The 14,103-nt window shown below is 70.5% G+C and carries 10 protein-coding genes; 2 read left to right on the forward strand and 8 right to left on the reverse strand.

All coding sequences use genetic code 11. From position 1 onward, the window contains the following. Positions 1-59 precede the first annotated feature (59 nt). On the forward strand, positions 60-1,334 hold the full coding sequence (locus ACFWE2_RS08110) for a ParB/RepB/Spo0J family partition protein (protein WP_377223702.1): 1,275 nt from the start codon (positions 60-62) through the stop codon (positions 1,332-1,334). A gap of 111 nt (positions 1,335-1,445) precedes the next feature. Here the strand turns inward: ACFWE2_RS08110 and ACFWE2_RS08115 are convergent, their stop codons facing one another. From ACFWE2_RS08115 to ACFWE2_RS08150, 8 genes are all read right to left on the reverse strand, one after another. Continuing rightward, positions 1,446-2,480 carry a D-alanine--D-alanine ligase gene (locus ACFWE2_RS08115; protein ID WP_377223703.1) on the reverse strand — a complete coding sequence of 345 codons (1,035 nt, stop codon included), beginning with the start codon at positions 2,478-2,480 and terminating at the stop codon, positions 1,446-1,448. A gap of 97 nt (positions 2,481-2,577) precedes the next feature. After that, complete coding sequence (locus ACFWE2_RS08120; protein WP_377223711.1) at positions 2,578-3,813, reverse strand: PLP-dependent aminotransferase family protein; 1,236 nt, start codon at positions 3,811-3,813, stop codon at positions 2,578-2,580. 236 nt (positions 3,814-4,049) lie between these two features. Next, positions 4,050-4,376 (reverse strand): thioredoxin, encoded by a 327-nt coding sequence (gene trxA / locus ACFWE2_RS08125; RefSeq protein WP_357448134.1) that lies wholly within the window; start codon positions 4,374-4,376, stop codon positions 4,050-4,052. 67 nt (positions 4,377-4,443) lie between these two features. After that, positions 4,444-5,418 (reverse strand): thioredoxin-disulfide reductase, encoded by a 975-nt coding sequence (trxB, locus tag ACFWE2_RS08130; protein ID WP_377223704.1) that lies wholly within the window; start codon positions 5,416-5,418, stop codon positions 4,444-4,446. Between the two features lie 237 nt (positions 5,419-5,655). Next, positions 5,656-7,524, reverse strand: a complete 1,869-nt coding sequence (locus ACFWE2_RS08135) for a hypothetical protein (protein WP_377223705.1) — start codon at positions 7,522-7,524, stop codon at positions 5,656-5,658. Between the two features lie 165 nt (positions 7,525-7,689). Then, positions 7,690-9,417 carry a murein biosynthesis integral membrane protein MurJ gene (murJ, locus tag ACFWE2_RS08140; RefSeq protein WP_377223706.1) on the reverse strand — a complete coding sequence of 576 codons (1,728 nt, stop codon included), beginning with the start codon at positions 9,415-9,417 and terminating at the stop codon, positions 7,690-7,692. 85 nt (positions 9,418-9,502) lie between these two features. Beyond that, on the reverse strand, positions 9,503-11,785 hold the full coding sequence (locus ACFWE2_RS08145; RefSeq protein ID WP_377223707.1) for a DUF6049 family protein: 2,283 nt from the start codon (positions 11,783-11,785) through the stop codon (positions 9,503-9,505). Continuing rightward, the gene (locus ACFWE2_RS08150) at positions 11,782-12,411 is read right to left on the reverse strand and encodes an NUDIX hydrolase (RefSeq protein WP_377223708.1); all 630 of its coding nucleotides are present in this window, start codon (positions 12,409-12,411) and stop codon (positions 11,782-11,784) included. The genes ACFWE2_RS08145 and ACFWE2_RS08150 overlap by 4 nt, the downstream gene beginning before the upstream one ends. A gap of 166 nt (positions 12,412-12,577) precedes the next feature. Between ACFWE2_RS08150 and ACFWE2_RS08155 the strand changes: the two genes are divergently transcribed. Next, positions 12,578-14,014 carry a CCA tRNA nucleotidyltransferase gene (locus ACFWE2_RS08155; protein ID WP_377223709.1) on the forward strand — a complete coding sequence of 479 codons (1,437 nt, stop codon included), beginning with the start codon at positions 12,578-12,580 and terminating at the stop codon, positions 14,012-14,014. The last annotated feature ends 89 nt before the right edge of the window (positions 14,015-14,103 follow it).

Consider the following 14,103-nt stretch of genomic DNA (forward strand, 5'->3'; position numbering starts at 1 on the left):
GCGATGGAGACGAAGCCTGTCCGCGCGGGGCGCGAGACCGGAACCGACGAGGAGACACGATGAGTGCGAAGCGACGCGGGCTCGGGCGGGGCCTGGGCGCCCTGATCCCGACGGGTCCCGAGCCGGATGAGCTCGGCGCCGGAACAGGGCCGGGCGAGACCGACGGCGCCGACTACGCACTGGGCGGTTCGGTCGCGACCGTGGTGGAGGAGCGTCCGTCACCGGCCCTGGACGCGACCGACGAGGTGCCGGTGAGCACCATCGCTGTGGACACCGTCTCAGCGGAGCCCGTGACGGAGAAGAAGTCCGTCAAGACAAACGGTCCTCGTCCGAGCACCGTGAAGTGGGACTCCGCGATCGCGAGCGGCCGACTCTCGGTCGCGAACGACGCCGCGGAGAGCAGTGGCGCGTCCGCGCTCGACGACACCTTCTTCAGCCGCGATGAAGGCGAGACCTCCCCTGTTTCACGTGAAACAGGGGACCTGCTCCCGGTTCCGGGGGCGCGCTTCGCCGAGCTGCCCGTCACGGCGATCCGGCCGAACACCTGGCAGCCCCGCACCGTCTTCGATGAAGGAGACCTCGACGAGCTGGTCGAGTCGATCAGGGAGATCGGCGTGCTCCAGCCGATCGTCGTCCGCCCGGACAAGGAGCACCCTGGTGAGTACGAGCTCATCATGGGTGAGCGGCGCTGGCGCGCGACGCAGGCAGCCCAGCTCGAGACCATCCCGGCGATCGTCCGGGAGACCGACGACGGCGACATGCTCCGGGACGCGCTCCTGGAGAACCTGCACCGCTCGGACCTGAACCCGCTCGAGGAGGCGGCGGCCTACCGGCAGCTCCTCGACGACTTCGGCTGCACGCACGAAGAGCTCGCCAACCGGATCGCACGCAGCCGTCCCCAGATCTCGAACACCCTGCGTCTGCTCAGGCTGCCTCCGCTGGTGCAGCGACGCGTCGCCGCCGGTGTGCTCTCGGCCGGGCACGCTCGCGCACTCCTCGGTCTGAGCGACGGCGCGGAGATCGAACGGCTCGCTCAGCGCATCGTGTCGGAGGGGCTCTCGGTACGCGCTACCGAGGAGATCGTCATGTTGACCGAGTCCGACGGCGGCAACGGCAAGACCCGCAAGGCGCCGCGTGCCGGCACCCGCAGCGAAGCGGTGGACGAGCTGGCGACACGGCTCTCCGACCGGTTCGAGACGAGGGTCAAGGTGTCGCTCGGCAAGACCAAGGGCCGGATGACCGTCGAGTTCGCCTCCGTCGAAGACCTCAACCGGATCCTCAATGTGATGGCTCCGGAGGAGCGCGGCCTCCTGAAGCCGCCCACTGGCGACTGACCCGCTGCAGCGGAACCACGGAAGCGGGAGAAGTACACACAACGACGCCGGGCCGGCATCTCCGCAGAGGGAGGTGCCGGCCCGGCGTCGTTCCGGCCGCGGGCGAAGACGTCAGGACGCCGGAGCCAGCGTCGTGTCGACGATCTTGCGGTACAGCGCCGCGAGGTCCCGACCGCTCGCCGCGATCGCCTGGGGCAGGACGGACAGCTCTGTCATGCCCGGCGCCACGCTGACCTCGAGGATCTGGGCGGTACCCGAGGCGTCGAGGATCAGGTCGGTACGCGACAGGTGACGCAGGTGCAGAGCCTCGTGGGCACGGACCGCGACGTCGGACACCAGCGCGGCCTGGTCCGGCGTGAGCCGGGCGGGTGCGAAGAACTCGGTCTCGCCGGCGACGTAGCGAGCGGCGTAGTCGTAGCCACCGTCGGCGACTATCTCCACGGCGGGCAGCGCCTCCGGCCCACCGGGTCCGTCGATCACGCTGACGGCCAGCTCGGTGCCGATGACGGCCTGTTCGATGAGCGCTGTCTCCCCGTAGGCGAAGCACTCCACCATCGCTCGCGGCAGGTCCTCCGTCCGGGTCACGACGGTGACGCCGAGCGCAGAGCCGCCCTCCGTCGGCTTGACCACGAGTGGCAGCCCCAGCCGCCGCACCACCGTGTCGAGCACCGGCTGCGCCCCTAGGTCCCGGAAGAGGCTCTGGGGGAGCGTCACGTAGTCGGGCGTCGAGAGTCCCGCATCGAGCAGGGCCGCCTTGGAGATCGGCTTGTTCCAGACCGCACGGCTGGCGCGCGGGCCGGTGCCCACGTACGGCAGGCCGAGCATGTCGAGCACGTCGCGTACCGAGCCGTCCTCGCCGGACGTGCCGTGCAGCAGCGGCCAGACGACGTCGGGGCGGGTGTCGCGGAGGAACGCCAGGAGGTCGGCGTCGACGTCGTGCAGCACGACCTCCAGACCGGTGGAGCGCAGCTCCTCCGCGACCCGCCGGCCCGACCGGAGCGAGACGTCCCGCTCGTGCGACAGGCCGCCGGCGAGGATGACCACCAGGGGAGTGCTGTCCGTGGCATCGGGGCCGTCAGGGCGCTTGGGCGAGCCCGTGGCGCCGGCGGACGCCGGTGCGGACGGAGCAGGGGCGGAACTGGTCATCGAGAGACTCACTCGGTTGGGATCGACGGGTCAGCTGCCATCGTGCCAGACAGCCCGACCTCCTGGGTGACCTGCACTCCCGGCGTCGCGCGCGGCGTCACGCCAGGTCCGGAGCGGGGCTCTCGACGTCGTCCGTGTCGGGATCGGGTCGCCCCGCCGTGCCGAAGATCTGCACCAGCTCGGCCTCGCCGTTGACGACGCCCGCCAGCCGACGCACTCCCTCGCGGATACGCTCCGGCGTGGGGAAGCAGAACGACAGCCGCATGTGGTCGGAGCCGCTGCCGTCGTAGTAGAACGCCGTGCCGGGGACGTATGCCACGCGCGCGGTGACGGCTCGGGGAAGCATCGCGCGGGAGTCTAGGCCCTCCGGCAGCCGCACCCACACGAAGAACCCGCCCTTCGGCACGTTCCATGACGCACTCGGGAGATGTTCACCGAGCGCGCCCACCAGGGCGTCGCGCCGTTCGCGATACAGCTCTCGGTACGCCTTGATCTGCGCCTTCCAGTCGCATGTCTCGAGGTAGGTCGCCACGGCGAGCTGCGAGGCGTTGGAGGGGGACAGGACCGCGGACTCGCTCGCCAGGACCAGCTTGTCGCGCACCGCGTGCGGCGCGATCACGAAACCGACCCGGTATCCCGGGGCGAACGTCTTGGAGAACGACCCGAGGTACAGCACGCCGTCGCCGTCGTAGGAACGCAGCGCGGGCAGGGGCTCCTCGTCGAAGCCGAGCAGACCGTACGGGTTGTCCTCGACCACGAGGACACCGTGCCGGCGGCAGATCTCCAGCAGCAGCGGGCGACGCCCGGCGGAGAGCGAGACACCCGCGGGGTTCTGGAACGTCGGCACGGTGTAGAGGAACTTCACGCGGCGGCCCTCGGACGCGAGGCGGGTCAGCGTCGCGTCGAGCTCCGCGGGGACGAGGCCGTCGGCATCGAGCGGCACCTGGACGACGTCGGCCTGGTAGGACCGGAACACGCCGAGCGCTCCGACGTAGGACGGAGCCTCGGCGACGACGACGTCACCCGGGTCAATGAAGATGCGGGTCACCAGGTCGAGCGCGGACTGCGAGCCGGTGGTGACGACGACGTCGTCGGGATGGGCCGAGACACCTTCGAGCGCGACGACCTGCGTGATGTGCTCACGCAGGCTCTCTTCGCCCTGGCCCGAGCCGTACTGCAGGGCGGTTGTCCCCTTGGTGGCTATGAGCCGCTGCATGGTGTCCGCGATGACCTCGAGGGGGAGACCCTCGAGGTAGGGCATGCCACCCGCGAGCGACACGACCTCGGGACGGTTCGCGACCGAGAAGAGCGCCCGGATCTCCGAGGCCCGCATGCCGTGCGCCCGCGCCGCGTACGCGCCGAACCACGGGTCGAGGCGGTTTCCGGCGGTCTCGGGAAGCTCGTTCACGCGGCCCAGTCTTGCACGGGTGCGGTGTGGGGCCGAGTACCCGTTCGTGGCGAAACGGTGAGGCTACGTGGCCGGTGACGACAAAGAGCGCGTGTCCCGAGCCACCCGATGACGTGATCAGGTGAGACGGACACGCGCTCTTCGTAGCGGTGCGTGAGAGGTCAGCCCGCGAGGACCTCGTCGATCTCCTCGGTCAGCGCACGCTTCGGGCGGGCGCCGATGATCGACTTGACGACCTCACCGCCCTTGTAGACGTTGAGCGTCGGGATCGACACGATGCCGTAGTCCATCGCGGTCTGCCGGTTCTCGTCGGTGTCGATCTTGACGATCTTGATCTTGCCCTCGTACTCCTCCGACAGCTCCTCGAGGATCGGCGCGACCATGCGGCACGGGCCGCACCAGGTTGCCCAGAAGTCGACGAAGACAGGAATGTCAGAGTCGAGGACCTCGGTCTTGAAGGTGTCGTCGGTGACCTTGATGGTGCTCATCCAGATACTCCTTGTTCGTGGCCCCCGGAGGGCCGAGAGGCGGGGTCGGTGGGAACCGGCCGGGAGATCAGTCGTTCAGCGAGTCGAGGAAGGCCTGGGCGTCGAGCGCCGCGGAGCAGCCCGATCCGGCGGCCGTGATCGCCTGGCGGTAGGTGTGGTCGACGGCGTCACCGCAGGCGAAGACACCGGGAAGGTTGGTCCGGGTGCTCCGGCCCTCGACGAGGATGTAGCCGTTCTCGTCCAGGTCGACCTGGCCCTTGACCAGGTCGGTGCGGGGCTCGTGGCCGATCGCGACGAACAGGCCGGTCGCCTCCAGGTCACGGATCTCGCCGGTGACCGTGTCGCGCAGGCTGATACCCGAGACCTTGCTGTCACCGGAGATGCCGGCGACCTCGCTGTTCCACGCGAACTCGATCTTCGGGTCCGCGAGGGCCCGCTCGGCCATGATCTTCGAGGCGCGCAGGTCGTCGCGACGGTGCACGACGGTGACCTTGGACGCGAACCGGGTGAGGAACGTGGCCTCCTCCATCGCGGAGTCACCACCACCCACCACCGCGATGTCCTGGTCACGGAAGAAGAAGCCGTCGCAGGTCGCGCACCACGAGACACCGCGTCCGGAGAGGCGCTTCTCGTCGGCGATGCCCAGCTCGCGGTACGCGGATCCGGTGGCGAGGATGACGGCGCGGGCGCGGTAGGTGTCGCCGCCGCCCGTCACGACGGTCTTGACGTCACCGGTCAGCTCGACCTGCTCGGCGTCGTCCCAGATGACCTTGGCGCCGAACTTCTCGGCCTGCTCGCGCATCGCCTCCATCATGTCGGGACCCTGGATCCCGGCAGGGAAGCCCGGGAAGTTCTCGACCTCGGTGGTGTTCATCAGTGCGCCACCGGCAGTGACCGAGCCCGCGATGACGACGGGCGCAAAACCTGCGCGCGCCGCGTAGATGGCTGCGGTATATCCCGCGGGGCCGGACCCCACGATGACGACGTCGAGCACGGGGGCCTCGGTGGTCCCGGCAGCCGGAGCGGTGGTCTGTTCGGTCAAGGTGTTCTCCTCGAGTTCCATGGGCACACGCCATAACACGCGACCGGGTCCTAGTGTTCCAGGCCAGGTCATCTGTGGCGCCATCGCGAGCGTGAACCTCGCCACACCACATCGACATTCTTCGATGGAGCATCGGTCCAGGTACCTGGACGCCCAGAACGCCGGAGGAACGAACCATCGACATCGTGTGTTCGTTCCCGCCGGCGTTCTGGACTGCTCCTGCTGGCTGACGACAGGTCAGCTCAGCACCACCTCGTTCAGCTCCAGCCGGAAACCGTTCGACGCCTGCGGCAGCTCGGTCACCCAGATGGTGAACGAGTCGCTCACGACGGGCTCGGTCAGCTCGAACGTGGTGGTGTTCGAGAAGGTGCCCTCGGCGAGCACCTCACCGCCCGCACCGCCCTTGAGGATCTGTACCTTGCCGCCCGGCGTGTTGGTCAGCAGCTCGACCTTGCTCACCGAGGCCGGCTCTCGCAGCTTGAGCTCCATGCCGAGCGAGTCCTTGTAACCGCCGAACGCGGCCTGCTGGTACGTGGTCGTGTAGTAGAACGTGGCGGGGTCGGTGTCGTAGGCGAGCTCGACCTTCTCGGGGTGGTCGATGGTCTCGCCGTTCCAGTCGAGCGTGCCGAGCAGTGCGGCCGAGTCGATCACCGGCCGTGCCTCAGTCTGTGCCGGGGGAGAGGGCGGCGAGCTGCCCTCTCCCTCCCCTTCGCCGCCGGCGCCGCCAGCCGACGAGCTCGCGACTGGCGTCGGTGAGGCATCGGCGATCAGATCCGGAGTGGGTGACAGCACCGAGTTGACGGCCCATATCAGTCCTGCCACCACGGCGACACCGACCAGCCCGAGCACGATCGGCGTCGGGTTGACGCCGCCACGCTTCGGCGCGGGCTGGGTGGCGAACCCGCCGTCCTGGCCGTAGTAGCCGCTCTGGTCGTAACCAGCCGGGGCGTACTGCGGTGGGTACTGCTGGGGCACACCCTCCTGCGCGTACTGCCCCTGGTCGTAACCAGACGGGACCAGGCCGACCGGCTGGCCGAACTGGTCGTAGCCCACCGGCACACCACCGTCCGGAGGAGGTGGCGGCACAGGGGCGTGCCCACCGAACGCCTGCGGCTCGTAGGTGTATTCGTTCTGCGGTTCGGGGTAACCAGCGGGCACGCTGCCCGCTCCCGTCGCCATCGTCTCGTCGTTGCGTGCGATCCGGCCGGTGACCGGGCGTCGAACGGGAGGTGTGCCGTCGCCGCCGAAAGCGTCGGCGATTGACTGCCGTCGCGGCCCCTCCGGCTCGGGCTGCACAAATCCAGGCAGCGATGCCACTACGGAAACCTCTCCCCACGGCTGAAGAGCCGTGGTCACGTCGTCGGGGTTCATCGGTCCGTCGGTGCTGCCGGGCGCGTCGAACGTGCGGCCAACCAGAGCATCGATCTCGGGGTCCACGTGGGGAACCAGCGTGGACAGCGGCGCCACCGCGCCGGAAGCGTCGAGCAGCGCGGGCAGCGGGATCAGGGTGTCCCTGGCGATCCAGTCGGCCTCGAGATCCTGGCCGGGCCAGCGCGCCGTCATCGAGTAGTAGAGCAGTGCCACCAGTCCCTGGGCGTCGAGCCGCGCGGGCTGGACGTTCAGCGTCGCGCCGGACGCCAGCCCGCCGTCGAGCCCCAGGCCGGTGACCCGGACCTGATGGCCGTCCACCCGCACGGCCTCGGGGCGCAGCGCGGTGTGGTGCACACCGCGTGCGTGCGCCACACCGAGGGCGGCGGCCGCCTCACCCACGATCGCGCGGGCCTGCTGCTCGTCCACCAGACCGCTCGAGACGATCTCCGTCAGCGTGGAGCCGGTGTGCGGTTCGGTGACGACGTACCTGCGCCCGTCGGCGTCGGACCCGGCGTCGAGGACCCGGACCAGACGTGGGTCGGTGATGAGCGCGGCGCGGCGGGCGGAGTCCAGGGCGTCACCGGCATAAGGCCCGGTCACAAGGGTCACGCGGACCTCGCGGTCCAGGACCAGGTCGTGTGCCTCCCATGCGGTTGCCGCGGCGAGGTCGGTCGACACCTGGTGGCTGAGCCGGTATCTCTCGACCAGCACGATGCCTGGCTCGACGGTGCTCACGCGGACCTCCTCGCTCGCTCGGGGGACAGTAGCAGGTACGCGACCGCAGGGGCCGGGCACCGTCGCCATGCTACGCGGAACCGCCGACAGCCCGTCGAAATGTCGCAGAGACGCAACGGAAGCGCAGATCAACGATCTGCGCTTCCGGTACGACGACGGACTGGGTCAGCGCTTGAGCCGCGCCAGCAGCGGGCCGAGCAGCCGGTCGAGCTCCTTGACGCGGAGCAGCCGGAGCAGCGCCACGTAGATGACGACCATGACCAGGCCGCACAACGCAGACACCCACAGCCCGCTGAGCATCGTCAGCACCCAGCCGTTGCCGAACGAGAGCGCCTCGAACCCGCCGACCAGCCGGTACAGACCCCAGCCGGCCAACCCGGAGACGACGGCCGCGAGGAGCGTCTTGGCGTGCAGCGCGAGCACTCGACCGCCGTCGAGCCGCCCGCCGAGCTTGGTCCTGAGGCCCTGGGTGCGCAGGAGCACGGTGATCCAGTTCGACAGGGCGTAGGCACCCGCGGCGGCGATCACCCAGGTCTCGATCGGCAGCCAGATCTGCGCGGCGATCAGCCCGGCCACCAGCACGAGCGTGGACGGCACGGTGATCCAGAAGACGGAGCGCCCGTCCTCGTAGGCGAAGTAGACCCACTTCATGAGGGCCATCGCGCCGAGCGGCACCAGGCCGAACGACAGCGCGACCAGCACGGGCGCGATGAGCGCGGTGCCCTCCTCGCCCGCCGTGGGGACGATGAACGCGGTGGCCGGCGCGGCCAGCACGGTCAGGGCGGCGGTGGCGAACACCGTGAAGACGCCGATCGTGCGCAGGCCCGTGGAGAGGTCGTCACGGACGCGGTCCGTGTCGCCTTCCTGTGCGGCCTTGCTGATGCCCGTGAACAGGGCGGTCGCGATGGAGACGGTGACGAGCGAGTGGGGCAGCAGGTAGATCAGGAGCGCCTGCGCGTAGGAGCCGTTACCGGCGACCGCCTCGAGGGGAGTGCTCGTCGCGCCGGCCTCGGACGAGACCCGGGTCAGGTAGAGCACACCGGCCTGCTCCAGCACCACCGCGGCGAAGGTCCACAGGGCGACCGAACCGGCCGAACGGAGCCCGATACCGCGCAGCCCCAGGCGGAAGTGCCAGCGGAAGCCCGAACGCAGCAGGGGGACCAGCAGCACCAGCGCCTGTGCGGCGATGCCGAGGGTGGCGGTGCCCGCAAGCAGGATCGTGCGCGGGGTGTCCCACTCCGACAGGTCGTTGATACCGCGCTCCGGCGCGGTGCCGAACACCACGAGGAAGATGCCGAACCCGATGACCGAGACGACGTTGTTGGCCACCGGCGCCCACATGAACGGCCCGAACTGCTCACGCGCGTTCAGCACCTGGCCCAGCAGCGTGTACAGGCCGTAGAAGAAGAGCTGGGGGATGCACCAGTAGGCGAACACGGTGCCCAGCGCGAGCTGCTCCGCCGTCCAGCCGTCCGTGTAGAGCATCACGACCCACGCCGACGCGCCGGTGAGGATCGCGGTGATCGCGAGGATGCCCACCGCCGAGACGGTGAGCAGCTTGTCGATCCGCTCCTGGGTGTTGTGCGCGCGGAACGCCTTGACGATCTGCGGTACGAGGACGGCGTTCAGCATGCCGCCCGCGAGGATCGCGAACATCACGTTGGGCAGCTTGTTCGCCACGTCGAACGCGATGGCCACGCTGCCGACGGAGCTGACGGCGGCCACGAGCATCAGGTTCCGGACCAGGCCGCCGAGGCGCGAGGCGGCTGTGCCCGCCGCCATCACCAGCGAGTTGCGGCCCAGGCCGCGGGCCGGCGGCGGGGTGGCGGGCGCGCCCGGACCGCTCGCGGTCTCCGCGCTGGGATCCGACGCGGGGTCGGTCGGTACGGACACGGTGTTCTCCTGGGTCAAGCGACTACTCCCGTGGTCTGGGGCCCTGCCCGGTGCTGCGCGGCCGAAGTGTGCGGCGGCCGAAACACTACTCTGCCCGGACGGCGACGGAGTTCGTCGCCGTCGTCGAGCCGGTCGCATCGGGCGACTCGGGTGCCTCCGCCGCCGTCCCGGTCGCCTCTTCGACGTCCTCGCGGGTGGCGCGGTACGGCGAGCGGCCGCGCCGCACCGTCCGCCAGATCCCGGCAAGGAACAGCAGCGCGACGAGGCCCGCGGCGACCCAGGTACCGACCTCTTCCCAGCCTGCGCGGACGCGGACCTGGAACGCCGAGTCGTCGGTGATCTTGGCGCCGCTCGGCGTGAGGAGCTGTGCGGTGACATCGACGTCGCCGGAACCGATGGCGCGCACCGGAACCTGTACGTCGAGCTCCTGGCCGGCCGGGACGGTCGTGGTGCTGCGGTCGCCGACCGTGAGTCGCGGGTGGTCGGGGCGCAGTACCACGGTCACCGTGGCGTCCACGTCGAGCGTGTTGCGCACACGCACCGGGATGTTGCCGACGTCGGTGATGAAGTTGATGTCCTGGCGGGGGACGACGGTCACGGACTCGTGCGTGAACTTGTCGGCCGCCTCGAGCACCCGCTTGGCGAGCAGGTTCCGGATGCCGGGGTCCGCGCGCTGCGCGACCGCCAGCGGCCCCGCGAGACGGGCGACTCCCGGCTTCCAGAGCGGGGCAGGGTCGTCGACGGCGATGGACGAGAAGGTCACGATCGCGTCCCGAGCGCGCTCGAGTGCCTTGACGCTGGTGGCGGAGAGCTCGGCCTTGTGCACCTTGCGGTTCGGGAGAGGCGTGCGCGCGACGTCCGGCGCATCCTGGGCGAACAGGTCGTCCAGCGTCGTGGTCTCCACCCAGTCGGCGTCCTCGAGCGCCCTCAGGACGGAGGTCGCGGCCGCGGCGTCCGGGGTCCAGGTGCGCGGCATCACTATGGACTTGGTCGGCGGCACCTCCGGTGACTGGTTCACGATGGCCGCCGTCTCCGCGAGGAGGCGTTGCGTCCCTTCGGCGGCCGTGGTCGTTGTGCCGGTGGAGCCCGTGTCCGCGGCACTCTCGGCGTCGGCGGTCTCCGCCTGCGACAGGTCCGTCGCCGAGAGCAGGGCGCTCGTCAGCGTGGGGTCGGTGACTGCGGCGTGCGCCGTGCCCGACGGGGTGCTGACCTCCGCCCGACCGGTCGTCGTACCGCTCTCCGCGGCCAGCCCACCGCTGACCAGCACGTTCGGCCGGCCGGCGGCAACGGCGAGGCCAAGGGTCTCGATGTCCGGCACGGCGCCGTCGGCCGGCCAGGCGAGGCCCTGGAGCCAGCTCTTCGGGACTCGCCAGTCGTCCAGGCGGGGGGAGCGAAGGAAGCTGCGCGGGCCCATCGTGCGCACGTTGGCGTGCGCGAGCGCGGCGAGATCGGGGTCACGGTCGGGGAGCGTGTAGGTGGCGGTCCTGCCCGCGGCGTCGAGGAGACGTTCGGACCAGGCGATGAGTGCGGAGTCCTTCGACGCCGCGGCGACGGCCATCACCGACGGATCGACGGCGAGCGACAGCTTGCTGTGCTCCGCGACCTCCACCACGCCGTCGAGCCGCTGGCCCGCAGCGGCGAGCTGCGCGAGCTCGATGTCGGTCGTGCTGTGGTCTGCCGGGTCGGTGGCCGGACCGGTGATCCCGGCGAGGATGCTGAGCCGCATGGGCGCACGCTCGACGCCGTCGGCGTCGTAGAGCAGGAACGAGCGCGCGATGCCGAGCCGGCCCGTCGGGTCGTCGACGCTGACCGCGAACCGGCGGGGGCCGAAACCTTGCAGGTACTCGACACCAGGGTCGTAGGTGAACGAGACGTCCTTGGACGCGCCCGCGTTCAGCCGCCCGAGCGGCTTCGTGGTGGGCACGCCCCTGACCGGGTCCAGCAGGTCCGCGGAGGCCCACTCGGTGACCTCGGCGCGGGACGTGATCGCCACGTAGTTGACGGCGAAGTTGACGTTGGCCCCGGAGACGGCGGCACCGGTGTGGTTGGTGATCCTCGCCCGGACGGTCACCACGTCGCCAGGCTGCGCGGTCGGGTGCGACACGTCGGTGATCGACACGTCCACCGTGCCCTGGGCCGACGGCGCGGCGGGGACACCCTCGGAGAGCTCCTCGGCGACCGTGTCGGAGACGGGAGCCGGGGCCGTGCCGACGGCGGCACCACCCGACGTCGGAACGGTGGCGCTCGCCGGAACCACTGCGGACCCGGCAAGCAGCATGGCCGCCAGGAGCACGGCGCCTGTCTTGCCGGTGTGGCGGGCCGCCCGGCGGCGGGCGGAACTGTGTGCGAGGTCGGGGTGCTGCGTCATGGCAGGTCGGGGCGCTCCGTGGGGAAGGCGTCAGCACGCAGCGCGTCCCGGAGACTGCTCGATGACTCGAGGAGGTCCAGGGCGGCGACGGCCAGTCGCTGCTCGTTCGGGTACGACAGGCGCGCAGCGAGCTCGTCGACCCTGACCCAGAGAGCGTCCTCGGCTTCGCCGTCCGGATCGTCCTCCACGGTCAGGCGACCGCCCTCCGCGCGCAAGAGGTAATGGTGCACCACCTTGTGGACTCTCCGGTCCTCACCGGTGAACCAGTAGTCGATCACGCCGAGCTCCGCCTGGATCGAGCCGCGGATCCCGGTCTCCTCGCGGATCTCGCGGATCGCCGCCTCCTGAGGCGTCTCACGACCCTCGAGATGTCCCTTCGGCAGGCACCATTCGAGGCGGCCCGTCCGGTTCCGGCGTAGCAGCACTGCCGCGCTGAAGTCCTCGGGCCGCTCGGAACCGCCGCGCAGCACCAGGCCACCCGCGGAGGTCTCGTCGACGACGGGCAGGTGGGTCGGGCTCGCCGCCGCGCGCCGCGCAGGATTCACCCGCAAGGGCGCTCCGCCGGGCGGCGGGGGCACCTCCGGGCGACCGTCAGGACGGTCGCTCGCCGGAACTGGGGTGGACATGCCCCAACACTACCGACTGAGCACCGTTGGTCAGGTCAGGAGCAGGGGCGCGGGCGGTTTCGGGCACAGGTTCGGACGCCAGGACCATGCCTGCCGGTGCGGGTGTGCCCGTGCGGGTGATCTTGCGGTGCGTGTCGCCCTGCCGTGTCTGGGAGAATCTTGGGCTGTGTCTACCCCTGAGCAGGATCTGTTGCGGCGCGCGCTCGGCGTGCTGACCGAGATGGCGCCCGCCGCGCTCGAGCTGGGCGACCGGTTCCGCGCCGCCGGGCACGAGCTCTCGCTGGTCGGTGGTCCGGTCCGGGACGCGTTCCTGGGCCGGGCGAGCAACGACCTGGACTTCGCGACCTCGGCCTCGCCGAGCCAGACGCAGAAGATCCTCGCGCGCTGGGGCGACTCGAACTGGGACATCGGCCGGGAGTTCGGCACCATCGGCGCGCGGCGCGGGGACGTCGTCGTCGAGGTGACGACGTACCGGACCGACAAGTACGACCCGGCGTCGCGCAAGCCGCTGGTCGAGTTCGGGGACTCGCTCGACGGCGACCTGTCGCGCCGTGACTTCACCGTGAACGCGATGGCCGTGCGGGTGCCCGACCTGACCTTCGTGGATCCGTTCAATGGCCTGAGCGACCTCGCCGCAGGGGTGCTGCGCACGCCCATCGCCCCTGAGCGTTCGTTCGACGACGACCCGCTGCGCATGATGCGCGCCGCCCGGTTCGCGGCCCAGCTCTCGTTTCACGTGGAACCAGGAACGCTCGCCGCGCTGGTCGCGATGGCCGAGCGGATCGGGATCGTGTCGGCAGAGCGGGTGCAGGCGGAGATCACCAAGCTGCTCCTGAGCGACAACCCGCGGGCAGGCCTCGAGGTCCTCGTCGACACCGGCCTCGCCGAGCAGGTGCTGCCCGAGCTGCCCGCGCTCCAGCTCGAGATCGACGAGCACCACCGGCACAAGGACGTCTACCAGCACTCGCTCACCGTGCTGGAGCAGGCGATCGCCCAGGAGACCGGCCCGGACGGCGCCGTGCCGGCACCGGACCTGGTGCTGCGCCTGGCCTCGCTGCTGCACGACATCGGCAAGCCCGCCACGCGCCGGTTCGAGCCCGGCGGCGGCGTGAGCTTTCACCACCACGAGGTCGTCGGGGCCAAGCTCACCGCCAAGCGGCTCAAGGCCCTGAAGTTCGAGAAGCAGGTGGTCAAGGACGTGTCGCGGCTCGTAGAGCTGCACCTGAGGTTCCACGGGTACGGCGAGGGCACGTGGACGGACTCCGCCGTCCGCCGTTACGTGACCGACGCCGGCCCGCTCCTCGAGCGGTTGCACCGCCTCACCCGTGCCGACTCGACGACACGCAACAAGCGGAAGGCCAAGCGGCTGTCCGACGCGTACACGGACCTGGAGAACCGGATCTCCGCACTGCGCGAGCAGGAGGAGATCGACGCGATCCGGCCCGACCTGGACGGGACGCAGATCATGGAGATCCTCGGGATCTCGCCGTCGCGTGAGGTGGGCGAGGCGTACAAGTACCTGCTGAGCCTGCGTATGGAGCGCGGCCCGCTGGGCGAGGAGGCGGCGACGGAGGAGCTGAAGAAGTGGTGGGGCGAGCGGTAGTCGGTCGTTGCGTCCGGTCGGGGTGCGGCAACATCTCGGCGCCGCCGTCAAACCGTAGCGGAGGGCCCCCTGGGGCCCGTGAGCGAGGC

Origin of the sequence: Promicromonospora sp. NPDC060271, from assembly GCF_042726755.1 — a bacterium.
Taxonomy (GTDB): domain Bacteria; phylum Actinomycetota; class Actinomycetes; order Actinomycetales; family Cellulomonadaceae; genus Promicromonospora.